The sequence below is a fragment of the Rhizobium sp. BK251 genome (assembly GCF_004345245.1).
Lineage (GTDB): Bacteria > Pseudomonadota > Alphaproteobacteria > Rhizobiales > Rhizobiaceae > Rhizobium.
Map to the genome: position 1 here is coordinate 339,658 of NZ_SLUQ01000006.1, position 22,637 is coordinate 362,294.

The following is a 22,637-nucleotide window of genomic DNA, read 5'->3' on the forward strand; positions in this document are numbered from 1 at the left end:
GGAGCCATGACAGACACCCTCCTCGACGCAGTTCGCCGGTATGCCGAGGCCTATTCGGATCCAGGCGGCGTTGCGCGCACGCCCATTGCAGGACTGACGGCCATTCGTGCCACGTCGCCCAGTGGCCTCGACTACGCGATACCCAAGCCACTCGTGTGTCTGGTCGTGCAGGGAACGAAACATGTCACCATGGGAAACCGGTCCTTCACCTTCAGCGCCGGCGACTCGCTGCTGATCGCCGCCGACGTGCCCACCGTAAGCCAGATCACCCGTGCGAGCAGGGCCGTGCCCTATTTTTCGCTCGTCCTGGATCTGGACCCGGCGGTGATCGCAGATCTGACGGCTGAGATGACGGCAGTACCGCCCGGCCGCGGCGAGCAGATACGGGTCGATCCCACCGATCAGGAAGTGTCAGATGCAGCGCTGCGACTGATGCGACTGCTCGAGCGCCCTGCATCGGTGCCCGTGCTGCAAGCCCAGCTCGTGCGCGAGATGCATTATTGGCTTCTGGCAGGTCGCCATGGCGCGGCGATCCGGCATCTTGGCTGGCCGGATGGTCAAAGGCAGCGCGTCGCACGAGCAGTGGCCGTGCTTCGCGCGGAGTTCGCGCATCCCCTGCCTGTCGAGCGGCTGGCCGCCGTGGCCGGAATGAGCGCGTCCTCGTTCCATCAGCATTTCCGGTCCGTGACGACTCTTTCGCCGTTGCAGTTCCAGAAGCAGTTGCGCCTGATCGAAGCAAGGCGGTTGATGCTGTCGGAGGGCGTGAGCTCCAGTAGTGCCGCGTTTGCGGTCGGCTACGAGAGCGTGTCGCAGTTTACGCGAGAGTATGGCCGGATGTTCGGCCTGCCACCCGTTCGGGAAACGGAGACTGCCAGGAATGGAGCAGCAGCAGCGGTCTAGGCACTTCTCAGGAACTACAGTTGGATCAGCAGACGCGCGTCATCGATGCTTGCTCAAGAGTTGCCGAATCCCTCTTCTTCGGCGCGACTTTTCTACAATTCGCAGTGGAATGAAACCACTACCCTCGCGATCCTGTGCTGCTTCGGCGCCCGCGCCGGCGCGTGAGTTGAAGCAGGAATGCTAGAGGAGACCGCGATGAAGCGTGCCTGTCTTGGGCTAATGGCGATGGCCGTAGTTGCCACGAATGTTCTTCCATCCGTGTCGAAAGCCGCGGAAAGCCAGCCCAACAAGGAGGCGTCCCCGATCTACGGGGTTACGATTCCCGACGGCTACCGCAAATGGCAGTTCATCGCGCCCGCGGAAGAGGCCGCCCCACTGGACGAATTACGGGCGGTTGTCGGAAACGACATCGCTGTCCGGGCCTATGAAAATAAGACCCTCCCCTTTCCGGATGGCTCAATCCTTGTGAAGCTCGCGTGGAAGCGCGTTCAATCGTCGGAGTTCGAACCGGCGAGCGTCCCTGGGGTGCCCACCACTGTCCAGGTGATGGTAAAGGATTCAAAGAAGTATCCCGATAGCCACGGCTGGGGGTTTGGCCGCTTCATCGATGGCAAACCTGTCGATGAGGCGCAGCACCAGACCTGTCTCCCCTGTCACGAGGCACGGGTACAGAATCATGACTATGTCTTCACGCGCTACGCACCGTAGACAGAACTACGGCCCTGCGGCCATCGCCGTCAGTCCTTGACCGCGCCCGTCAAAGTCGACGAAGAAGGAATAGTGCCATCTGGCTGCCGACGCGGCTACCGATGCGGATTTCGCCTGCGGAAATGTACTCGAACCTGCCAAGATCGAGCCTTCGTTCAGGCCGCTATCGTGATCCACTGGTTGGTCCAGTTGGTGATCCACAAGACGAAAATTCTCTGACCGTACAGATCCCAGAGTGCCGCGTAAGCGCCGAGCCATCGACCGGGGCTGCGCTCGTAATGCGATGGCGCCGTGGCTTTCAGGCAGGTGTCAGGCGAGCGAGCAATAACGCCGGAGCACAGGCTTTCCTACGCTCCCATTGAGACGAAATATGACATTCTACGCAATTTCGCGACAGCGCCGAGCGAACACGACACCGCTCTTCGCCCTAGTCGCACTCTGGTTTTTGATCCTGTCGATTTTTCATGTCCTGCCGGCAATCGATATCGACATATCGGCGTTTTTCTTCAGTGGACCGGTCTGCCAGCCCGGAAACCCGCAGATCCCGTGCGGTCATTTCCCGTTGGCGACAGAGGCATCGGTGCAGACGGCCCGGTGGGTTCTATATCGCCTGCCCTACCTTGCCGCCGGAATCGTCGTGATCGCCATAATAGTCGGCAATCTGTCCTCGGCATTGCACGAGCGCATGCCGTTCCGCCGGCTCTGGATAGCCCTCGTCAGCGTCGGTCTCGGGACGGGCCTGATCGTGAACGGCCTGCTGAAAGAGCACTCAGGCCGACCTCGGCCGATCGAGACCAATCTCTTCGGCGGCCAGATGGACTTCATGCCCGCCGGCTCCTTCCTTGGGGCCTGCAATCGAAATTGCTCTTTCGTTTCGGGCGAAGCATCGGGCGCCGGCTGGTTGATCTGCCTTCTGTTTCTGCTGCCGCCGCGCTACCGCCGGTGGATAGCGCCGCCGGTTGTCGCCGCGTCGCTGGCGACTGCCTTTCTCCGGGTTGCCGTCGGCGCCCACTACGCCTCCGATGCCCTGCTCGGCTGGCTGCTGTCGATTGTCGTTTTCGTTGGGCTGCTTACGCTCGAAGCGCGACTTTCCGAGAGCTGAAGAAGCGGCTGGCGCCGGCTGGAAAGGATCAGTGCAGGTCCAGCGGCAGCTGCACGGGCCGAGGCAGCGGGGGAAGAGGGCGACTAAGCTCCACCCGCTTCTGCCACTCGACGCGCTGCTCCTTTGCCCGCTCACGCGCAGCCTGCGATGCTGCGACGAAAGCCATTGCACGGGCGATCACTTCCTCGGTCCGGGTCATGTGAACCTCCATCTGTTCACTTTATGTTCTCATAACCTGAAGAAAAGTCAAGACCGCACCCTGCGCTGGTCGCAACGCCGCGCGCCCGAATAATCCAACTGCGAAGACTTCGGCCGGCCCGGGTCCCGGGTCGGCGCCGATGGCGCGGCCCCTTCGACCTTGCGTGCCGGCCGATTTGGCATGTCCGTCGCAATCATTTTCCGTCGGCAGGCATGGCGATCTTGAAGACTGGAAGGGTTGCCTCTTCATTGGGACCGAACGGTCCGGGCACCTTGTGCTTCAGAGGAGGCAGGGTCTTGAGATAGTCGGCAATTGCGTAAGCATCCTCCTTTGTCAGCCCCGCAAAGGCCCGCCACGGCATGATTGGTGCGAGTTCGCGCCCATCGGGGGTCGTGCCCGCCTGGAGAGCGGTGACAATCTGATCGCGGGACCAGGCGCCAATACCTGTCTCCCGGTCCGAAGTGAGGTTAGGACCAACGAAGGTTCCGAGCCCAGGTACGAAGAAGCCCACGTCCGAACCGCCGAGATAACGATCCTGATCCGGCCGCCCGAGAAAGTAACCCGGCGTGTGACAGTCATTGCATCCCGCAATGCCAACAAGGTATTTCCCACGCTCCACCGGGTCCTGCGCCGATGCATTTGCGAAGGAGAGGAGAAAGGCTGCAATTCCAAGAATTCCGACCGCAGATTTGCGGCGGCTGGGCACATTCGAAGCATTGGTCTGTTTCTGCATAACTAGTCCTCTCGTGATCAAGCGGACTTGTTCTAGCCGTTGCGATTTCGACGAATATTTCAGCGCCCCGGACCTTTGCAACGAATTCGGTTGCAACTGAAACGCGGCTGGCCGCGCAATTCCTGGTCGTCTCGACAGCCGGCCAGGGCCAGACCGGCTGCTTCCTTGCTGATCGCACATTGAGGGCAGGCCGGCGTCCCTTGCGCAAAACGAGCGTGCCCTGCGTCTCTTCCTTTCCAAAATAATGGGATCTCGCTGCACGTTCCTCATTTACTTATATTAGTATTAGGTTGAATATGAGCGCGGTGGGGGAGGCCATTCGGCCATCTTTAACAAACGCATCCGAACGGCTTTCTCCCGTTACGAGGGAGGAAAAGTCATGAGGCGTATTCTGTTGAACGCGGCGACATCTGTCGCGGCGCTGTCGCTTGGCGTTTCGTATGCATCCGCACAGTCAGGCAGTGTAGAGAAGGCCGTCGGGGGCTACAGTTTCGAGGAGGCCGCGAAGGAATCCCCTGAAACGAAGAACTTCCATTCGGACGACGGGCATCTCACCTTTGCCATCGTCACCCACACGGCCGGCAACGGCTTCTTCGATCCGGTCTATGTCGGGGCAACCGTGGCCGGCAACCTGATCGGCGCCAAGATCCTGCTGCTTGGATCGGAGTCGCCGGTGGACGATCCCGCCCGCGAGATCGAAATCCTGAACCAGATCGTCCAGGATCCGACGATCGATGGCGTCATCATGACGACACCGCAGGTCGGCGCCTACAACGACATCGTCAAGGCAGCCGAGGCGAAGGGCATTCCGGTCGCCACGACGAACTCCTATGACGGGACGATGATGAACCGCAATGGCATCAGCCATACCGGCCAGGATGCATCGGCGGCGGCAATCGGTGGCGAGGCGCTCGCCAAGTGCGTACTCGCCAGCGGCAAGGACAGCGGCTCGATCCTGCTGCCATCCTCGACGGCAATGGGCAATATCGAGGTGAACAACCGTGTGACCGCGGCCTTCAATGCCATCGTCAAGACCTTGAAGGATGCCGGCAAGCTCGAGAACTTCAAGGTCGACGCCGGCCCCGAGAACGTCGGCATCGACACCAACCCGAACGATCCGGTCAATGCGCTCGTTTCGTTGTTCGAGTCGCGCGGTGATGCCGTTGGCGCCTTTACCGCCAACAACGTCTTCACACCGCCCCTCGTCAAGGCCGTCGCCCAGATGGGGTTGACAGACAAGTTCTGCGCTTTCGGCTTCGATCTCGGGCCGGCGCAGCAGGAGGGCATCGCCGCCGGCAATCTGACGGGCTCGCTCGGCCAGCAGCCATTCCTGCAGGGCTTCTGGCCTGTGATGCAGCTCTACCTGCAGATTGATCGCGGTATCTCCGCGGCCAATCTCGACACGAGGGCCCAGCTGGTGACCAAGGACAACGTCGCCAAGGTCGGCAAGCGTTTCGAGAACTGATTGGCTCGAGCCAATTCAGGCACGGGGCGAGGCTACGGCCCGCCCCGCGTAAAGGTAGCGACCGATCGGACGAAAGCCCATGGCCACCACCACGACGACATCGCTCGGCCCCGCGCCCCGGCAACTTGCCGGAGGCTGGGAGGTCGGGCTTCTCCTGTTTCTTATCCTCCTTTATGTCGTCGGGGCGTTCATCAACCCGACCTTCTTCGCATCCACGGAGGCGCTTCACGCCCTTCTTCGCGACACGTCCCGTGTCGGCATCATCGCCGTCGGGATGACCTTTGTGATCGTCAACAAGGATCTCGATCTTTCCGTCGGCTCCACCTACGGCCTCGTCGCCGTAGTGTTCGCCCGGCTCTTTGCGCCGAGCTTTCTCGATTTCGGCATCGTCACCTCGATCGTTCTCTGCCTGCTCCTGGGTACGGCCATCGGCCTTCTCAACGGGGTGCTCGTCACCATCCTGAAGGCGCCGGCATTCATCGCGACGCTGACGATCCTCTTCATCGGCCGCGGCTTCGTGCTTGCACTCACCCACGGCCAGGCGATCTACTATTCCGACAAGGCGGGCGCGCATCCCCTCTTTTTTCACCTCGGTGAAACGAATGTCCTCGGCTTCAACAACCAGATCCTGATCTTTGCCGCCGTTGCCGTGGTCGGTGCGATTGTCCTCGCGAAGACGCGCTGGGGCTATGAGACCTTCGCCACCGGGGGCAACGAGCAGGCGGCCGTCTACGCAGGCATTGCAACGCGCTGGGTGCGCATACGCGCCTACCTGATCTCATCGCTCTGCGCGACCCTTGCCGCGCTCCTGTCGGCGGCGCAGGACAAGGGCGTCACGCCGCTTTACGGCGTCAGCTGGGAACTCACCGTGATCGCATCCGTCATCATTGGCGGCGCATCGATCCTCGGAGGCCGCGGCCGCGTAATCGGTTCATGCCTGGGGGCAGTGGTGGTCGTCCTGGTCGACAAGGTGCTGCGCGAAGGCTGGCCGATCACGCGCATCGTCGTCATCGACGGCGAGCCGACCCCGGTCAACGCAAAGTTCACCCTGCCGGCGGGCGCGGTGCTGGTCTTCCTCGGCCTCCTCCTCGTCACCGCAGTGCTGATCGAGCCGTACCTCATACGCCGCCAGGCTGCCGGCCGGTTCTGGGCGTGGCTGCGCGGCAGGCCACCACCTCCCGCCTACGAGATCGGCGGGGTCGCGATAGAGGGCGTGCAGACCAAGGGAGGCATGGCAAGCGATCTTGCCTTGTCGGCGACGGGGTTCGGCAGGTTTCTCGCGCGTCGCGATGCGCTTGCCATCATCCTGACGGTGCTCCTGTGGCTGACCGGGCTCGCCCTCAGGCCGGACTACTGGTGGAATCTCTCCAACACCTTCGCGATTCTGCTCAATTACACCGAACTCGCGATCATCGCGGTCGGGCTTACCTATGTCATTGCGGCCGGCGACATCGATCTCTCAGTCGGAGCGGTGCTAGCGCTTGCCGGCAGCACGGCGGCCTATTTCCTCAAGGTGGTGGGCGCCGACCCTATGACGGCCGTGGCCATGGGCCTGCTGGCGGGGATGGCGGCGGGCCTGGTCAACGCCACGGTCACGATCGGTTTCAAGCTGCCCGCCTTCATCGCGACGCTCGGCATGTTTTATATCGCGCGCGGCCTTGCCGCCTGGTTTGTCGCCGGCCAGCAGCTTACCGGATGGCCCGAGAGCTACAACCTGCTCGGCCGCAAGGCGAACGACGTTCTCCTCCATTTCGGCCTTGAGCTTCCGCCGGGCTTCGTTCGCACCGTTGCCGAGGTTGTCAGCGTGCAGACGATCTGGATGGCGCTCGTCGCCCTTCTCGCCGGTATGGTGCTCGCCTACATGCCCCTCGGGCTGAAGGTCCTTTCCACCGGGGGCAATCTCCGCGCCGCGGCCTATGCCGGCATAAACACGAACCGCGTCCGTTTCATTGCGCTTCTGCTGTCGGCGCTCTGTGCCTCCATGGCCGGCATCATCAACATCGCCTACTTCCGCAGCTTCAATCCCGTCGCCGGCCAGTTCCGCGAACTCGACGCCATCGCCTCTGTCATCATCGGCGGCGGATCCATCTTCGGCGGCTACGGCACCATCATCGGCTCGCTCGCCGGAGCCGCGGCAATCACGCTGGTACGGGCGCTTCTGCAATTGAACGTACAGGGCTTCACCATGCCGCAGCACTGGATCAACGTCTTCATCGGCGTCATCCTGATCTTCGCCGTGCTCGTCGACATCTGGGTGCGCCAGGCCAACATCTTCGGGCGCCTGCGATCCCGCCTGGCGCGACAACGGCAGGCAGCGGAGGTAACCCATGCGCAATGACGCCGAAGGCACACCGATCGTGGAAATGCGCGGCATCGAAAAGGCCTTCGGGGCTGTGCAAGCTTTGCGTTCAGTGGACCTCGTGCTCTATCCCGGCGAAATCCTGGGCCTCGTCGGCGACAATTCCGCAGGTAAATCGACGCTGATGAAAATCCTGACGGGCGCCTACCAGCGCGATGCCGGCGAGATATTCGTCGCCGGCCAGCCGGTGCATTTCAAGAGCCCGCACGAGAGCCGCGACGCCGGCATCGAGATGATCTACCAGGATTTCGCGCTTTGCGGGAACATGGATGTCGGCCAGAACATCTTTCTCGGGCGCTGGCCGCTAAGCGGCCCGTTCGTCAGCCGACGCAAGATGTATGCCGAAGCCGACAAGGTGCTCAAACGCCTCAAGGTCGATGTCAACTCGGTCTACCAGAAAGTCGAGAGCCTTTCGGGCGGGCGCCAGCAATCCGTCGCGATTGCCCGCGCCATCTCCTTCGACCCGCGCGTCGTGATCCTTGACGAGCCGACCGCCAATCTTTCGGTCATGGCAACCGAGCGGCTTCTGGAAACGATGCTGGAACTGAAGAAGCAGGGCGTCGCCCAGATCATCATCTCGCATCGTCTGGTCGACATATTCGCGGTCGGCGACCGCGTCATGGTCCTGAAGCGCGGCGAGTATGTCGGCGACCGCTTCATCAAGCATACGGATGAACACGAGGTCCTGGAGATCATCGTTTCCGGCACCCGCGAGCAGGCGCGCACCGCCGACCAGGCAAGGAAAGCCTGACCGGCCGATAGAGATGCTTTTGCGCGGCACCCGCTATGTCGAAGTGCCACAAGCCGATCACCGATGCAGACCCGGCGCCTCTTGTCCCGTCCGCTCCACATATTCGGAGTAGCCGCCGCCATACTGGTGGATCCCATTCTCTGTGAGTTCGAGGACGCGGTTGGAAAGCGCCGACAGGAAATGACGATCGTGCGAGACGAACAGCATGGTGCCTTCGTAGGCCGAGAGCGCCTTGATCAGCATTGCCTTTGTATCGACGTCCAGATGGTTGGTCGGCTCGTCGAGGACGAGAAGGTTCGGCGGGTCGAACAGCATCGCCGCCATCACCAGCCGCGCCTTCTCTCCGCCGGAGAGCACGCGGCATCGCTTTTCGACGTCATCCCCGGAAAAGCCAAAGCAGCCCGATAGCGCCCTCAGCGGCGCCTGCCCGGCCTTGGGGAAGCGCTCCTCAAGCCACTGAAGGATGGTGCTGTCGCCGTCGAGCACGTCCATCGCATGCTGGGCGAAATAGCCGAGCTTGACGTTGGCGCCGATCGTCACGGTGCCCTTGTCCGGTGAGGCCGTGCCCGTGACGAGCTTCAGCAGGGTCGACTTGCCGGCGCCATTGATGCCCATGATGCACCAGCGTTCGCGCCGGCGCACCATGAAGTCGAGGCCGTCATAGATCGTCCGGCTGCCATAGGCCTTGTGGATATTCTTGAGGTTGATGACGTCTTCACCCGAGCGCGGAGCCGGCAGGAAGTCGAAGGCTACCGTCTGGCGGCGGCGCGGCGGCTCGACGCGATCGATCTTCTCAAGCTTCTTCACGCGGCTCTGGACCTGCGAGGCGTGAGATGCGCGGGCCTTGAAGCGCTCGATGAACTTAATCTCCTTGGCAAGCATCGCCTGCTGGCGTTCAAACTGGGCCTGTTGCTGCTGTTCGTTCAGCGCCCGCTGCTCCTCGTAGAAGCCGTAGTCGCCGGAATAGCTCGTCAGGGAACCACCATCGATCTCGATGATTTTCGTGACGATCCGGTCCATGAACTCGCGGTCGTGCGACGTCATGAGCAAGGCGCCGTCATAGCCCTTGAGGAAATCCTCGAGCCAGATCAGGCTCTCGATATCAAGGTGGTTGCTCGGTTCGTCGAGCAGCATCACGTCCGGGCGCATCAGGAGAATGCGGGCGAGCGCCACGCGCATCTTCCAGCCGCCTGAAAGCCCTCCGACATCGCCGTCCATCATCTCCTGGCTGAAGCTGAGCCCGGCCAACACCTCGCGGGCACGCCCCTCCAACGCGTAGCCGTCGAGTTCCTCGTAGCGCGCCTGTACTTCGCCATAGCGCTCTATGATCGCATCCAGTTCATCCATGCGATCCGGATCCGACATGGCGGCTTCGAGCTCGCGCAGTTCCGCCGCCACGGCACTGACCGGACCGGCGCCCTCCATGACTTCAGCGACGGCCGAATGCCCGGACATTTCGCCGACGTCCTGGTCGAAATAGCCGACCGTCACGCCCTTCTCGACCGAGACTTGGCCCTCGTCCGGCAGTTCCTCGCCGGTAATCATGCGAAACAGCGTCGTCTTTCCGGCTCCGTTCGGGCCGACGAGGCCGATCTTTTCGCCGCGGTTCAGGGCCGCTGAGGCTTCGATGTAGAGGATGCGATGGCTGTTGGACTTGCTGATATTTTCGATGCGGATCATGGGGAAGGAAGCCTGGTGGGTTGCGGGCCACCCTATGCCATGCCTCGGCGGCCCTGTCACGCGATCAGATGCACTGCAACATGATTGAGCGCGGTTGAGATCCGGCCGAATGCCTGACCACAGGGTGTGCCACGCGGCATGCGAGAAGTTTTCGAATTTCGGTTGAATAAGTCTGGACTTTGAAGAGCACGGGCGGTGAAACTCGCCCCGGCGAAATTCCCGGATGCATGAGGAGGAACGATCTATGCTTTACGCCATTCTGGCCTATCACGAAGAGGAAGTGGTCGAATCCTGGACCAAGGAGGAAGATGCGGCGCTGATGGATGAGCTGCTTCAGGTCAATGACCGCCTCGTCGAGGAGAAACACCTGGGACCGGCCGCACGGCTTGGTTCGACACAGCGTGCTGTCACCTTGCGAGGCAAAGGTGACGGGATGGTCATCGACGGCCCATTCGCGGAAACCAAGGAACAGCTGCTCGGCTTCTATGTCGTGGATTTTCCGACGCTCGAGGAGGCCGTTGCCGCCGCCCGCGATTTGCGCAAGGCCAATCCGACTGCCGTCTATGAAATCCGGCCGATTTCGCTCTTCATACCCGGTGCGCCGCTGGCATCCAGCGACGAGGGGTAGCCTTTCCGCCTTGCCGCGATGTTGAAGTCCCCTATCGCGCATTCAAGCTGAAATTCTTGGAAAGGTGAAAATCAGCGGTCGAAGAGGTCTTGCCACTGCCGCTCGCCGATCATGCAATCGGTGGTCGGCTGGCTCGTCGCAATTTTCTGCACGCCCGACGGCGGAGTAAGGCCGCTGATCTCCAAGACCAGCTTGCGGCGCACCGCGACGGCGAAGTCCTCGATCTTGTGGACAGGCAAAACGAAGGAACCGGGGCCGCCGATGACGCAATCCGCATAATACTTGTCGAGCCCGCCCGGCGCGCCGGACGGTCGCAGCATGAGCGCAAGCCCGTTGATGACGATGCCGGCTTCCAGCGCCTTGTCGCGGGTCGGCACAACCGGATTGCCGGAATTGTTTGTGCCGTCCCCGGAAACATCGATCACCTGACGCATGCCATGATGGGGACTGGAGACGATCATCGCGGCGCCTTCGGCAATTGCGGCGGAGATAGAGGTGCGGCGTTGGGTTATGATCGGTCGCTGTTCGAGCTTGTTGGCGAAATCAATCGCGTCCTGCTCGGTCTCGATCACGTGCCAGCCGATGGTGGAATCCGGCACCACATAACCTGCCCATTCGAAATAGCTGATTGCAACGCGCCCCGTGAGACCACCCCTCACCGCGTCGATGAATTCCTTGTGTCTGAGTGCTTCGACATAACCCTCGCGCTGGATGCGGACTTCCTCGTAATCCATGGATCGCGATGTATCGACGGCCAGAACCAGCTCCACGTCGACTTCGTTTTCTCCGGCTTGCGCGAGCGTCGGCGCCGCGCCGGAGAGGCTCATGAGAATCGCGAGTGTTGTAAGCATAGCAACCCAACCACTGCCTCATCGAAGGAGTGGACTGTAACACAGCCTCGTGCGAGGGCGACTCCCGGCTGCGGGCCTCCTGTCAACTTTCGGTGATGGATTCATCCGGAGGGATTTGCGGAGCTCGCGACGGCGCAGAAATACAGCCAGGCGGTCCAGGCCAAGCGGTTGCTCAGGTCACATCGACACTGGACTTGTCGATATGACCTGGTCATTGGGGACGCTTTGAGCGGGTCGCCGAGGTTTGCCTTGGCACCGGATCAGCCCCGCGAGCGGACTTGGTACTTTCGACTACCTCACGATTCCAAGGTTGATCAGCTGTACCCGCCGGTTGTCCGCGGCTGTCGGATGGGCAGCATCGACTGGCCATTCCTCCCCGACGCCGATCGAGAACAGGCGGTTCGGCGATACGGCGAAGGTCGTAGAAAGTGCCTCGGTGATCGCATCAGCCCGCTTCTGACTGAGCATCAGATTGTGTTTGGCATCGCCCGTCGAACTGGTGTGGCCAACAACCAGAAACTTGTATTGACGCAGGTTCGGATGGTGCAAGGCATCCGCTATCAGTCCGACAGTTCGATAGGATTCCGGCTCGATTGCAATGGAGTCGTTCTCGAAATCGATCTCCACGATCAGTTGGGAAAGCTTCGACAACTGCTGCCAATCCGGGAGCATCGCCACGCCCTTGCCTGCACGCGCCGTGGCCTCTTGTATCAGCACGGCAACATCGACGGCCGGTGCCGCTCCCTGCACCTGACCCAACGTCTCGACGAGCTGCTTGTCACTTAGTTCCTGGGACGCGACGTATCCGGGGACCATCAAAAGACCAGCCGCGAGGAACGCACGAAATCTCTTCTTCAACATTGTCGTTCTCCGATATCTGGCTGCTACCGCCACCCGGCGTCTGTGATGGCTTGACCGCACTTCCCTCGGGTGGCGGCCCTTGTTTTGAGAAGGCACGCGAGAACGAAACCCTCACCTTTCACGTCACCGCAATATTGCGCCATGTCGTGGTCGCAGACCTTCGTGTAAGCCGCTTGCGCCGCCTGTCTCTGCTGGATCGACGCGATCACGCTGGCCAGGGTCGCGGTGCAGACGGGAGATACCTTGCCTGCATTCTTTTCCAGGCAGTCCTGGATTCGCCCGTTCCCCAGATTGAGGCCCCTGCAGAATTTCTTGATATCGGCGCCGCAGTCCTTGGCTAGCACCGACACCGCATCCGCATAACTGATGGTATCCGCGCGGCTTTCGGCGGCAAAGGACAGGGCGACGAGAAACAGCGCCCCTCCAAAAACGGCAAGTCGTTTGGGCATAGGAAGCTCCTGAAAAGTGGTTCGACTTCTTCATGCAACACCGACGGCTCGTTTGGCGAACCAGCCCGGTTAGGCGCTCTTGCAACCGATACCCCTCTCGAGCGGTCCGGTCAGCGCGGGAGCTTTGCTTAAACCGGGCCGCAATCAAAGTAGGTTACTGTTACAAACACCGTTCGGACGGGCGTGCGCAGCGGCCGAAGTTGCCGGAGAGGCGTCATTTGCGCGACCGGGGGAAAGGAATGATCGCCGTGTTGTCGAGTGCGGTTTCGATCTCGATCCTGAGGCTCTCAACGAGTTCCGCGCACTCGGCGTAGCGCTCGTCGCGTTCGGGCGCGGGCGATCTGGCCCATGTCTCTCGCAGTTCCTCTGCCGTGGCGAAATCACGGCAAAGGTCGCGGAAATCCTCGTCGCGGGCCGCGAGGTCGTCGATCAGTTTGGCGCGGTTCGCAAAGTAACGTTTGGCCAAACCAACGTCCTCTGACATGGATGGCACCTCCCACCGGCGCCGTTTCGCAGCGATCCGGCGATTTGCGGCGACGACACCATCATGACGCAAGTCTGTCGTTTTGCCGCGTATGTTACAGTATCTCGCACGATGAAACCGCAGACCGACAGCCCCGACCAGCATCGGGATCGCATGCTCGTGCGCTGCCTGTATGTAGACGCGGGACCAATCCTGGCGTAGGTTAAAGTAGGGATTCAGAATAAAATTTGCGATTGCAATCAGTCCGCGAGCGTGGTCGGGGAGCCAGCGATATGCAGACTTCGATGCCAGAGCGTGGCGATGAAGTGCAGCCGTCGACAAGGCCTCCACCGAGTCCCGATGAAATACGGGCTCAGCTCAGCCGTATTCTGACAAGCTCGGAATTTCCTCATGCCGGGCGTGGCGCGGCTTTCCTGACATATGTCGTACAAGAGGCACTGGAAGGTCGCGCGGAGCGGCTGAAGGGCTACTCCATCGCCATCGAAGTGTTCAAGCGAAGCGACAACTTCACCCAGGACGATCCTGTCGTACGGATCGAGGCGGGGCGACTCCGGCGTTCGTTGGAGCGCTACTATCTTGTGGCCGGGCAGGAGGATCCTATCCGGATCGATATTCCGAAAGGCGGCTATGCCCCGTCCTTTGCATGGAATTCTCTTCCGTCAAGTGAAGCAATCGAGACCCCGGCTATTCCCCTCACCGGAGTTGCACGGCGGGACGGCTGGCTGCCGGGCCGATGGATCCTGGCTTCCTTGCTCGTCGCAATTTTCGGAGCGACCGCTCTTGCGTACTGGCTCTCGGAACGGGCGACGCAATCCGGGCGGCCGGACGAACCGACCGTCGTGATCGCACCCTTTGCAAACCTCGGCGACGATCCACAGGCGAAACTATACACAGTCGGCCTGACCGAAGAGCTGCTCACCGCGCTTCCGAAGTTCAAGGAGATAAAGGTCTTTGGCCGAGAGACATCGAAGTCATTGACACCCGATGTCGACGTGGCGCGGGTTCGCAGTGAGCTGGGCGCTCGATATCTTCTGACGGGCGGCGTCCGCGTTTCCGGCAACCGTGTGCGGGTGACGGCACGCCTCCTCGATACGTTGGATGGCGAGATCCTGTGGTCGCAGACATACGATGACGACATGACTACGCGGGAGCTCTTCACCATCCAGTCCGACGTTGCCAGCAAGGTCGCGACAGCAGTGGCTCAACCCTACGGGATCATCGCTCAGGCCCTGACGGCCAATCCCCCGCCCGACGATCTTGGTGTCTACGAGTGCACCCTTCGCTTCTATGCCTACCGTGCCGAACTGAGCCCGGAAACGCATGAGAAGGCGCGGAACTGCCTTGAGAACTCGGCGGCGCGCTACCCCGCCTATGCAACGGCCTGGGCCATGCTGTCGATCATCTATCTCGATGAAGGCCGCTTCCGGTTCAACATGCGGCCCGACGCGCAGACACCGACGGAAAGGGCCCTGGTATCGGCACGGCGGGCGGTGGAGCTCGAACCGGAGAACGTTCGCGCCCTTCAGGCACTGATGACATCGCTTTTCTTCAGTCAGCAACCGGATGAAGCCTTGAAAGTCGGCGAGCACGCGCTGGCGACGAACCCCAACGACACCGAATTCCTTGGGGAGTTCGGCACGAGAGTGGCGATGAGCGGACAATGGCAACGGGGAGCGGCATTGCTCGACCAGGCCCTTGCCCTCGACCCTGGCGGGGCAGGCTACTATTACGGCACGCGCGCTTTGGCGGCCTACATGCTCAACGACAACGACAGCGCCGTGGCTCTCATCCGGCGAGCCGACCTGCAGAAATTTCCGCTGTTTCACGTCGTGGCGGCTGGAATCTACGCTGAGGCCGGCATGATCGAGGAGGCCGGGCTCGAGGCAGATACCTTCATGAAGATGCGCCCCGAATTCATTCACGGGATCGTCAAGGAGCTCAAGAGCCGCAACATACAGCCTCGTGACAACGCCCGCATGATTGCCTCGCTTCGCAAGGCAGGATTTCCCGTACCTGACGAGGCGACAGTCAAGGCCGAGATATCGATGCCCGGCGAGTCGAGCGGTTTCTAGCGCATCTTTTTGAGCGCCAGTGCAGGGCAGTCGGTTGAGATTGGCCGCCGCAGCCTTACCGGCCCGGGGGAATTCATCGGGCGGGCTTCATTTCGGCCGGCGGATGGCCCGGATCTTGCCGGTAGTGCCGCCGCCGCAAAAGAGCCGGTCTCCACCGTCGGACTCGAGCCCTGATATTCCGATGCCGGCCGGCATGTCGACACGTTCTAGGACCTCTCCCGTTTCGGGATTCAGCCGCCTCACTTCGCTCTCGTCGCCTTCCCAGGTCGCGTGCCAAAGCTCGCCATCAACCCAGGTAACGCCGGTGACGAAGCGGCTGGATTCGATGGTGCGGAGGATCGCACCTGTTTCGGGATCGATCTGGTGGATTTTTCGGCCGCGATGCTGCCCTACCCAGAGTGTTCCCTCGGCCCAGGCAAGCCCGGAGTCTCCGCCATTGCCGGGCGCCGGGATCGTCGAGAGCACCTCGCCGGTCTTCGGATCGATCTTCTGGATGCGATCCTCGGCTATCTGGAAGAGATACCGGCCGTCGAAGGCCGTGCCCGCATGGGCGGCGACATCGATCGAGCGCACGATTTCCCCGATCTCCGGGTCGAGGGCGTTGAGTCTGTCTCCGGATGCAAACCAGACGTGCTGGCCGTCAAATGTGACGCCACCGACGCGGTCCGCGCCCGGAAAGGGACCATATTCACGAAGAATTTCGGCTTGAGACTGTTTCATGAGATCATCCTAATCGCTTGGCAGTGGACCGGGGAGTAACAAAGTTGACGGGAACCCGGGCACAGAAGGGCTCGTCCAGCGGCGTGCCGGCCCCTGGCCGAAGGACTGCACCTTGCCGTCGGCCGCGAGTGTATCAAGCGCCCGCTGCACCGTGCGCGGGCTGACCCCAAGCGCGATCGCCAGGGCGGAACTCGACCAGGATTCGCCGTCGGCAAGGAAAGCGAGCACTGCTCCATGCTGCCCCTCGATGGGCGGCGCCAAGACGACGACCTCGCGTGCGCGCAGCGGCGTAAGCACGAAGCCCTCCTTGGTTGCCTTCACATCCGCGAATGCACCAAGCTCACCGCGAAGCCGTCCGATTTCGACGCGCAACCGGGCGCGATGCGATTCATCGGCATCCTTTGCCCGGAAAGCACCGGAAACGAGTGCATTGCGCGATACATCCCCCGGCCAGCTCTCGCCAAGCGTGCGGGCCAGCGCAAACAATACCGGACGCGTCGTGAGCGACACAAGCTCGTTGGCATCACGTACCGCGTAACGACAGGCATCCACCACGAGAGCGCCGGAAGCCAGCAACGCCTCGACCTCCTCCAGCAGCAGGAAGCGCTCCTCGCCTCCGGCAATCAGACGTGCGGCGGGAGTCTTCAAGACCAGCGACGCGCTTTCGACCTCCGCCATGAGTGCAGGAATACTCGCCTGGCGCGCGGCTCGCTCGGCGCGCGCCAGGGCCGCGCGCGCTGCCGCCGTCCGCAAGCGGCGGATGGCGATCCCGGCAACGACCAGCTCATGCGCGGCCCTCGATGGAGGCGGGAGCGGTGTGGGATCGAGCGCGGCCAGCAGTCGCTCGGCCTCATCGAGATGGCCGATCAGAAGCAGGCGCCGGACTTCGAGGTGACGCGCAAGCGCGGCATTCAGGCGGTCCCCATGGGCTTCAAGCACCGCTCGTGCTGTCGCCAGCGATTTCGCCGGCCAGGTGAGGTCACGCGAGACGAGCGCAATTTCGGCCTCGGCGACAATACAGCGCGCGCGCGCCATCGCCTCTCTCGGCCCGAAGGCACGGGCAGCCATCTTGAGGAGAACCTTGGCCCTGGCGAGATCGCCAAGCTGCGCCATGGCGATGCCCCGAAGCGCAAGCGCGGGTGCATCCTCGCGCAGGGCAATCCTCTTCAACGCGCCGAGAAGATCGCCGGTCGCGAGCAGCCGCGCCGCAGCGCTGATCATCGAGTCCATCGAAATCCCGTCAAACTTGTAACTCCCACCATCTCGCGGCCCGGCCGTAATCTGTTTGCGACTACCGAGCAACCGCTCGCCCCCACCAATGCTACGACAACAGATGGCCAGAGGAGAAGCATGATGACGATACACATGACCGGGACAAGGGATGAATGGCTTGCGGCACGGCTCGACCTGCTCGAGGATGAGAAGGAGTTGACGCGACGCAGCGACATGCTGGCGCAGCGGCGCCAGGAGTTGCCCTGGGTACGGATCGAAAAGGAATATCGGTTCGATACGGAGAGCGGCAACGCGTCGCTCGTCGACCTTTTCAAGGGACGCTCGCAGCTCCTCGTCTACCATTTCATGTTCGGACCCGACTATACCGCCGGCTGCGCGTCCTGCTCGTCGATCGCCGACGGCTTCAACGGCGTCGCCGTCCATCTCGAAAACCACGACGTCGCCTTCACTGCGGTTTCGCGCGCACCGCTCGCAAAGCTGCAAGCTTTCAGGAAACGGATGGGATGGAACTTCGATTGGGCCTCATCTTTCGGGAGCGATTTCAACAGCGATTTCAGCGTCTGGTTCACCGAAGAGCAGCAGCGCAATGGCGGCATCGGATACAATTATCGCCGTGAGGCTCCGCTGGCAGGACCGCCGGCAGGCCAGACCGTTCAGGAATGGCAGCTGCGGGGCAGCGAAAGTCCGATCGGCCAAATCGCGGCGATGACCGGGACCGACATCGCCACATACACGCGCGACAGGCCCGGCCTCAGCGCCTTCGTGCTCGAAGACGGCGCCGTGTACCACACCTACTCCAGTTACGCCCGCGGGCTGGACGGGGTTTGGAGCACCTATCAATGGCTCGATCGCGCGCCCAAGGGCCGCAACGAACACGGCATCTGGTGGCGACTCCACGACGAATATGGCCGGGAGTGACGATCATGCTCTCGTTCGACCGGACGAATGCCAAGACATCTGCCGGCGCGACCGTCGGTGGTGCAGCCGGCATCGCCGACTGGCTGTGCCTGGCCGCCGCACCAACCTTCGCGATCATGGGGCTTCTGTCGGCGAATGGAGGAGCAGATATGATCTGCTCCTCCATGCCAGATGCCTTCCCGCTCGACGGCATGGCGGCCATGTACTTGCTGATGAGTGCCTTTCACCTGCCGCCATGGCTGCGCCTATTTTCGCATCGTTCGCCCTATAGAAGGCGATGAGCGCCAGCTAGCCTCGTTCAGCCTGACCATCGTCTTCCAACGATTGGCAAGCAGCGTTTGCAGACCCGCCGACGGGCATGTTCATGCCCGTCGGACTATGCGCTGGCCATTACTACCGACCCATTCCCGGATGGCATCAATAGCAGGGCGGAAGCGGGTAACGACCGCACGACTGGGAAAAGTCGTTGTCGCGGTCCTCGTCATAGGCATAGCGATACCGGTAATCCTGACGCCCTGCGACAGTCGTATCTGCAGGGCGGGAATACCAGGCGCCGTGATACACGGGAGCGTGCCAGTAATGATCGTCGGCATCGCCTACGCGGCTGTCGTCGCGCGCAAAATCGCCCCCTCGGTCGCGTCCACCAAAGTCGCCACCACCACGGCCGTCAAAGCCGCCGCCACCAAAGTCGCCACCGCGGCCACCGCCGCCAAAGTCGCCACCGCCGCGGCCGCCATCGCCACCGCCGCCGCGACCACCGCCGCCGCCACCGCCACCGCCTCCGCCGTGTCCGCCACCGCCACGGTCGATGAACAGCGCTGCAGGTCCGCTCGCGCCGCTGAGGCTACCTTCGAGCACCGAAACCTCGAATGTCAGGTTGCCAGCCTCGATCTTCGGCGACCTCAGCGTGACTACCGCATCCTCAACCTTCGAGCCGTCTCCACCGAGGACGGAGATGGTCCCGTTCGGCGGATCCTTTATAAAATTGTCCGCGCCTACGTCCCATTGCATGACGAACTGCTCGGTGGTCACGTGGCCAGCCGCCCGCACGGGGCGGTCAGCAAAGACAATCGAATTGGCCGACACACCTGTCATGGTCAGCGTGTTGCCTTCCAGTTTTGCGCCCGCCGAGTTCAGGACAAAGAGCGACGGGACCGGCCCTGTCGCCGTGACAACGCCGATAGTCTTTTCCAATGGAACATGCGGCTTGACGGCCGCGTCCTGCGCGAATGAGCCGCCTGCCGCAGCGCAAAGGCCGCCGGCAACGAAAACGAGACATGCGAGATTCCTGGTGAGCATGGCTAAACCTCCTCCTTGAGGACCTATGGCAATCCATTACGCTTTGAGGCGATCAATCTTCCCACGGAAGACCCAGTATACTGCAATTGTATAGGTGGGGCGCACACCGAAGCGGTCAAACGCGCCGAGGGCATAAATGAATTCCGTATTGCCCCTCGGTCCCGCCTCGATCATTCGAACGTCAGGATCGGCCGGGAGCTGGTTGCGCACCTCGCCTCGGCAGTCACTGCTCCTGGAAAATCTTCCTCCAGTCGTTTTTCATGCTGATGACGAGCCAGCCGTTCGTCATGGCTTCGTCGTATAGTTCCTGCGTGAAAGTGCCGACCTTGGTGTCGGGCAGCCCTTGCGCCGGACCATAGGCATATTCTCGCTCGGCATCGTCGTGCAGTACCAATACAGAGAGACGGGGCCCATCACCCGCTTCGGTATATTCGAGCATCTCCTTGTCGCCGGTTGAGTTGCCAAAGGCGATGATCGGCTGCCGCCCGATCACCAGATGGATGCCCTCCGGCTTTCCGGCATTGTTGTCGTTCAAGAGAAGCTTGGGTTCTTTCGTCAGGAACGGCTTACCATCCTTGTCGTAGCTAAAGCTCGTTCCGCCGGCCGTTCCCACCACCTGCTCGGGGGGAATGCCGTAAACCGCCTCGGCATACACCCGCACGAAGTCTTGGCCACCGCCCGTCACGATGTAGGTCTTGTATCCATTATCTCGCAGATAGCCGAGCACTTCCTTCATCGGCTGGTAGGCGAGGTCCGTGTAGGGCCGCTTCCAGCGCGGGTCCTTTGCTGATGCGATCCACTTTTGCACCTCGGCCTTGAACTCATCGACGCTCATGCCGGAAAGCGTGGCGGCCAGGACCTTCTCAAGTTCCGACAACGGCAAATTGGCTATTTTCTCGCGGTCGCCGGTCAGAATGGTCTTGAAGGGCTCGACCTCCTTGAGCATGGGCTTCTCGGCAACCAGAGCCGGCACCCGGTCCAGGCAGTAGATGACCTGGCTGTAAATCGGGTGCTCCACCCATAGCGTTCCGTCCTGGTCGAAGGTTGCTATCCTCGCTTCGGGCGGGACAAATGTCGGCTTTGTATTGTCGGTGGTCGCCTGCACGAACTCCACGATGGCCTGCTTCGTCACGGTATCATTCCATGACAGCAACGGATCGGATTGCGCCCGCGCCGCCGCAACGGCGAACAACACCAGGACGCCTGTTGCAATCTGCCTGAGCAAAGCTCTCCGCGACACCATGACACACTCTCCATTTTGATTGCGACAGAAGCGGACGCCACAAGGGCGTCCGTTCACCGTAGCATTTGAAGCACCTACTCGCCCGCGCCTCAGTCGTGTCCTGTCTTCATATCCCGGACCTGCTGCATGACCTGCTCAAGGTTATAACTGGCAGGGTCTTGAAGCGGCGGGAAGTTGATGTAGGTCTCGAGATGCTTCAACCACAGCTGCTGGCCTACGGGCAGGATGTTCCAATCATAGACATAGGCCGTCGATGGAGACGCGATCGCGCCCGCCATGCCAAACAAGGTCTTGATCTGCTGTCCGACCGAGGTCTCGAAAGGATCGCGCTTGATGTTGACGACCTGCGTCCATGAGTAGGGCATCACCCCGGCAATGAAACCAGCCGGATCGTCAGACACCATGGCGAAGTACATCTTCCAGTTCTTGTAGCGAACCGCCGACGGTTCCTTGCCGGAATAGTAAAGGAAAGAGTCGCGCGCGGACGGTGCCTTTCCTTCCAGGAAGTCGCGCTGGTCGATCCCGTCGAGCGTCGTTTTCACCACTCTCGGATATTTGCCCGCCTCGATCTCCTTTTTCAATCCGTCCCCTTTTGGGCCGCCAGCAATGTTCACGAACGTCGGCAGCCAGTCCAGTGACGCAAAGATGTCGTTCTTGACCGTTCCCGGTTCGATATGGCCCGGCCAGCGCACGACCAGCGGCGCTCGCATGCCTCCTTCCCAAGTGCTCAGCTTGCCGCCTTTGAACGGAGTGGTGCCACCATCGGGAAAGGTAATCGTCTCGGCGCCATTGTCGGTGGTGAAGACGACGATGGTATTGTCGAGTTCGCCCATCTCCTCGAGCTTCTTCAGCACGTAGCCGATATTGTCGTCCATCTGTTTCATGCCGGCTTCATTGACGCCCCAGTCCTTGCCGCCCGGCTCGCCGACCATGTTCAGGTACTTGTCCGGCAACACCGTGGTGATGTGCATGCGCGCCGGGTTGTACCACACGAAAAACGGTTTCTTGGTCTTCTCGGGATCGTTCCTGTCGAGGAAATCGATGACCTTGCCGGAGATCTCTTCGTCAATCGTCTTCGAGCGCTCGAGTGTCAGCGGACCTTCATCCTTGCAGGATTGATTTTCCGGAGTTCCGTCGGAGGATACGCACGCTAGCATCGGACGCGGCGGTGTCAGGCACGTTGTTGTCTTGGGATCGACCGCCGCAGGATTCTCGGTCAGTCCGGGGATCGGCGTATTCCTGCAAGGAGGTGCGATCCCTTGCTCTGTCGGCGTCTTGTTGATGTCAGGGAAGCTCACACCTTGCATGGCGTCGAGGTGATAAAGATAGCCCCAAAATTCCTGGAACCCGTGCGCGGTCGGCAGGGATTCTGTGGTATCACCGAGATGGTTCTTGCCGAACTCGCCTGTTGAGTAGCCGAGATCATTCAGGAACCGGGCGAGATGTGGTGTGCCGGCCCTTAGGTAGGACGGGCTTCCGGGAATCTCCGGCAGGACCATGCCAACCCGCACCGGCTGCATGCCCGTAATGAAGGCAGTACGACCAGCGGTGCAGCTTTGCTCGGCATAGTAGGTCATAAATTTCGCACCTTCTTTGCCGATGCGATCGATGTTGGGCGTTTCGCCCACCATCAGGCCCTGATGGTAGATGCTCGGCTGCATCCAGCCGATGTCGTCGCCCATGATGAACAGGATATTGGGCTTGGCCTCCTGCGCGTGTATTGTCGCCGTACTCGCCATAAGGCTGCCCGCGACCGCGACCGCTGCTGTCATGAACTTTACTGTCCGTCTCATGTTTGTCCCCTCCCTGAAGGGGGCCATCTCAAGGATGGCCGAGGTTGGCTTGAAGGCGAGTCAAAGAAAAACGCTGTCGGATCAGGAGATGACCAGTTCGGCAATCTGCGTGGCACGTCAGTCTCGAAGTATTCGGATACGCGCTTCGCGTCCGAGATACTGACCGATGACGTGCGGATGGAGATCGCT

The 22,637-nt window shown here is 61.4% G+C and carries 22 protein-coding genes; 10 read left to right on the top strand and 12 right to left on the bottom strand.

The features are described from left to right. Positions 1-6 precede the first annotated feature (6 nt). The 3 genes from EV286_RS17140 to EV286_RS17150 all read left to right on the top strand — a co-directional run bounded on the left by EV286_RS17140 (position 7) and on the right by EV286_RS17150 (position 2,710). The gene (locus EV286_RS17140) at positions 7-900 is read left to right on the top strand and encodes an AraC family transcriptional regulator (RefSeq protein ID WP_132958354.1); all 894 of its coding nucleotides are present in this window, start codon (positions 7-9) and stop codon (positions 898-900) included. A gap of 195 nt (positions 901-1,095) precedes the next feature. Beyond that, a complete protein-coding gene (locus EV286_RS17145) occupies positions 1,096-1,608 on the top strand; it encodes a cytochrome P460 family protein (RefSeq protein WP_132958355.1) in 513 nt (170 codons plus the stop codon). Between the two features lie 370 nt (positions 1,609-1,978). Further along, the gene (locus tag EV286_RS17150; protein WP_132958356.1) at positions 1,979-2,710 is read left to right on the top strand and encodes a phosphatase PAP2 family protein; all 732 of its coding nucleotides are present in this window, start codon (positions 1,979-1,981) and stop codon (positions 2,708-2,710) included. 28 nt (positions 2,711-2,738) lie between these two features. On the opposite strand, the gene EV286_RS31990 is transcribed toward EV286_RS17150, so the two are convergent. Both EV286_RS31990 and EV286_RS17155 read right to left on the bottom strand, forming a co-directional pair. Continuing rightward, positions 2,739-2,909, bottom strand: coding sequence for a hypothetical protein (locus EV286_RS31990; RefSeq protein ID WP_165932867.1), 171 nt, complete (start codon positions 2,907-2,909; stop codon positions 2,739-2,741). 193 nt (positions 2,910-3,102) lie between these two features. Then, complete coding sequence (locus EV286_RS17155; RefSeq protein WP_132958357.1) at positions 3,103-3,642, bottom strand: c-type cytochrome; 540 nt, start codon at positions 3,640-3,642, stop codon at positions 3,103-3,105. Between the two features lie 379 nt (positions 3,643-4,021). Here EV286_RS17155 and EV286_RS17160 point away from each other — a divergent pair, with 379 nt between their 5' ends. From EV286_RS17160 to EV286_RS17170, 3 genes are all read left to right on the top strand, one after another. Then, complete coding sequence (locus tag EV286_RS17160) at positions 4,022-5,107, top strand: substrate-binding domain-containing protein (RefSeq protein ID WP_132958358.1); 1,086 nt, start codon at positions 4,022-4,024, stop codon at positions 5,105-5,107. Between the two features lie 79 nt (positions 5,108-5,186). Beyond that, on the top strand, positions 5,187-7,445 hold the full coding sequence (locus EV286_RS17165) for an ABC transporter permease (RefSeq protein WP_132958359.1): 2,259 nt from the start codon (positions 5,187-5,189) through the stop codon (positions 7,443-7,445). Beyond that, positions 7,435-8,217, top strand: a complete 783-nt coding sequence (locus tag EV286_RS17170) for an ATP-binding cassette domain-containing protein (protein WP_132958360.1) — start codon at positions 7,435-7,437, stop codon at positions 8,215-8,217. Before EV286_RS17165 ends, EV286_RS17170 begins: the two co-directional genes overlap by 11 nt. Positions 8,218-8,274: 57 nt before the next feature. Here EV286_RS17170 and EV286_RS17175 read toward each other — a convergent pair whose 3' ends face one another. Further along, a complete protein-coding gene (locus tag EV286_RS17175) occupies positions 8,275-9,897 on the bottom strand; it encodes an ABC-F family ATP-binding cassette domain-containing protein (RefSeq protein WP_132958361.1) in 1,623 nt (540 codons plus the stop codon). A gap of 244 nt (positions 9,898-10,141) precedes the next feature. On the opposite strand from EV286_RS17175, the gene EV286_RS17180 reads away from it, so the two are divergent. Next, positions 10,142-10,525, top strand: coding sequence for a YciI family protein (locus tag EV286_RS17180; RefSeq protein WP_132958362.1), 384 nt, complete (start codon positions 10,142-10,144; stop codon positions 10,523-10,525). A gap of 71 nt (positions 10,526-10,596) precedes the next feature. On the opposite strand, the gene EV286_RS17185 is transcribed toward EV286_RS17180, so the two are convergent. The 4 genes from EV286_RS17185 to EV286_RS17200 form a co-directional block, all read right to left on the bottom strand. Further along, a complete protein-coding gene (locus tag EV286_RS17185) occupies positions 10,597-11,376 on the bottom strand; it encodes a DUF1194 domain-containing protein (RefSeq protein ID WP_132958363.1) in 780 nt (259 codons plus the stop codon). A 291-nt stretch (positions 11,377-11,667) separates the two neighbouring features. Then, the gene (locus EV286_RS17190) at positions 11,668-12,237 is read right to left on the bottom strand and encodes an OmpA family protein (RefSeq protein ID WP_132958364.1); all 570 of its coding nucleotides are present in this window, start codon (positions 12,235-12,237) and stop codon (positions 11,668-11,670) included. 23 nt (positions 12,238-12,260) lie between these two features. Continuing rightward, entirely contained in the window at positions 12,261-12,686 is a 426-nt protein-coding gene (locus EV286_RS17195; protein WP_132958365.1) for a cysteine rich repeat-containing protein, read from the bottom strand. A gap of 214 nt (positions 12,687-12,900) precedes the next feature. Continuing rightward, positions 12,901-13,170: a hypothetical protein gene (locus EV286_RS17200; protein WP_132958366.1), complete on the bottom strand. Its 270-nt coding sequence runs from the start codon at positions 13,168-13,170 to the stop codon at positions 12,901-12,903. Between the two features lie 272 nt (positions 13,171-13,442). Here EV286_RS17200 and EV286_RS17205 point away from each other — a divergent pair, with 272 nt between their 5' ends. Next, positions 13,443-15,242, top strand: coding sequence for an adenylate cyclase (locus EV286_RS17205; RefSeq protein WP_132958367.1), 1,800 nt, complete (start codon positions 13,443-13,445; stop codon positions 15,240-15,242). Positions 15,243-15,329: 87 nt separating this feature from the next. Here the strand turns inward: EV286_RS17205 and EV286_RS17210 are convergent, their stop codons facing one another. Together EV286_RS17210 and EV286_RS17215 are read right to left on the bottom strand one after the other, a co-directional pair. Continuing rightward, positions 15,330-15,962 carry a PQQ-binding-like beta-propeller repeat protein gene (locus EV286_RS17210; protein ID WP_132958368.1) on the bottom strand — a complete coding sequence of 211 codons (633 nt, stop codon included), beginning with the start codon at positions 15,960-15,962 and terminating at the stop codon, positions 15,330-15,332. Between the two features lie 9 nt (positions 15,963-15,971). Beyond that, complete coding sequence (locus tag EV286_RS17215; RefSeq protein ID WP_132958369.1) at positions 15,972-17,192, bottom strand: HTH domain-containing protein; 1,221 nt, start codon at positions 17,190-17,192, stop codon at positions 15,972-15,974. A gap of 123 nt (positions 17,193-17,315) precedes the next feature. On the opposite strand from EV286_RS17215, the gene EV286_RS17220 reads away from it, so the two are divergent. Continuing rightward, a complete protein-coding gene (locus tag EV286_RS17220; protein WP_132958526.1) occupies positions 17,316-18,113 on the top strand; it encodes a thioredoxin family protein in 798 nt (265 codons plus the stop codon). Between the two features lie 5 nt (positions 18,114-18,118). Beyond that, positions 18,119-18,394, top strand: a complete 276-nt coding sequence (locus EV286_RS17225) for a hypothetical protein (protein ID WP_132958370.1) — start codon at positions 18,119-18,121, stop codon at positions 18,392-18,394. A gap of 136 nt (positions 18,395-18,530) precedes the next feature. On the opposite strand, the gene EV286_RS17235 is transcribed toward EV286_RS17225, so the two are convergent. The 3 genes from EV286_RS17235 to EV286_RS17245 form a co-directional block, all read right to left on the bottom strand. After that, the gene (locus EV286_RS17235) at positions 18,531-19,412 is read right to left on the bottom strand and encodes a hypothetical protein (protein WP_245500736.1); all 882 of its coding nucleotides are present in this window, start codon (positions 19,410-19,412) and stop codon (positions 18,531-18,533) included. A 223-nt stretch (positions 19,413-19,635) separates the two neighbouring features. Then, positions 19,636-20,655 carry an HAD family hydrolase gene (locus EV286_RS17240; protein WP_132958371.1) on the bottom strand — a complete coding sequence of 340 codons (1,020 nt, stop codon included), beginning with the start codon at positions 20,653-20,655 and terminating at the stop codon, positions 19,636-19,638. Positions 20,656-20,744: 89 nt separating this feature from the next. After that, the gene (locus EV286_RS17245; protein ID WP_207909869.1) at positions 20,745-22,394 is read right to left on the bottom strand and encodes an arylsulfatase; all 1,650 of its coding nucleotides are present in this window, start codon (positions 22,392-22,394) and stop codon (positions 20,745-20,747) included. Positions 22,395-22,637: the final 243 nt, after the last annotated feature.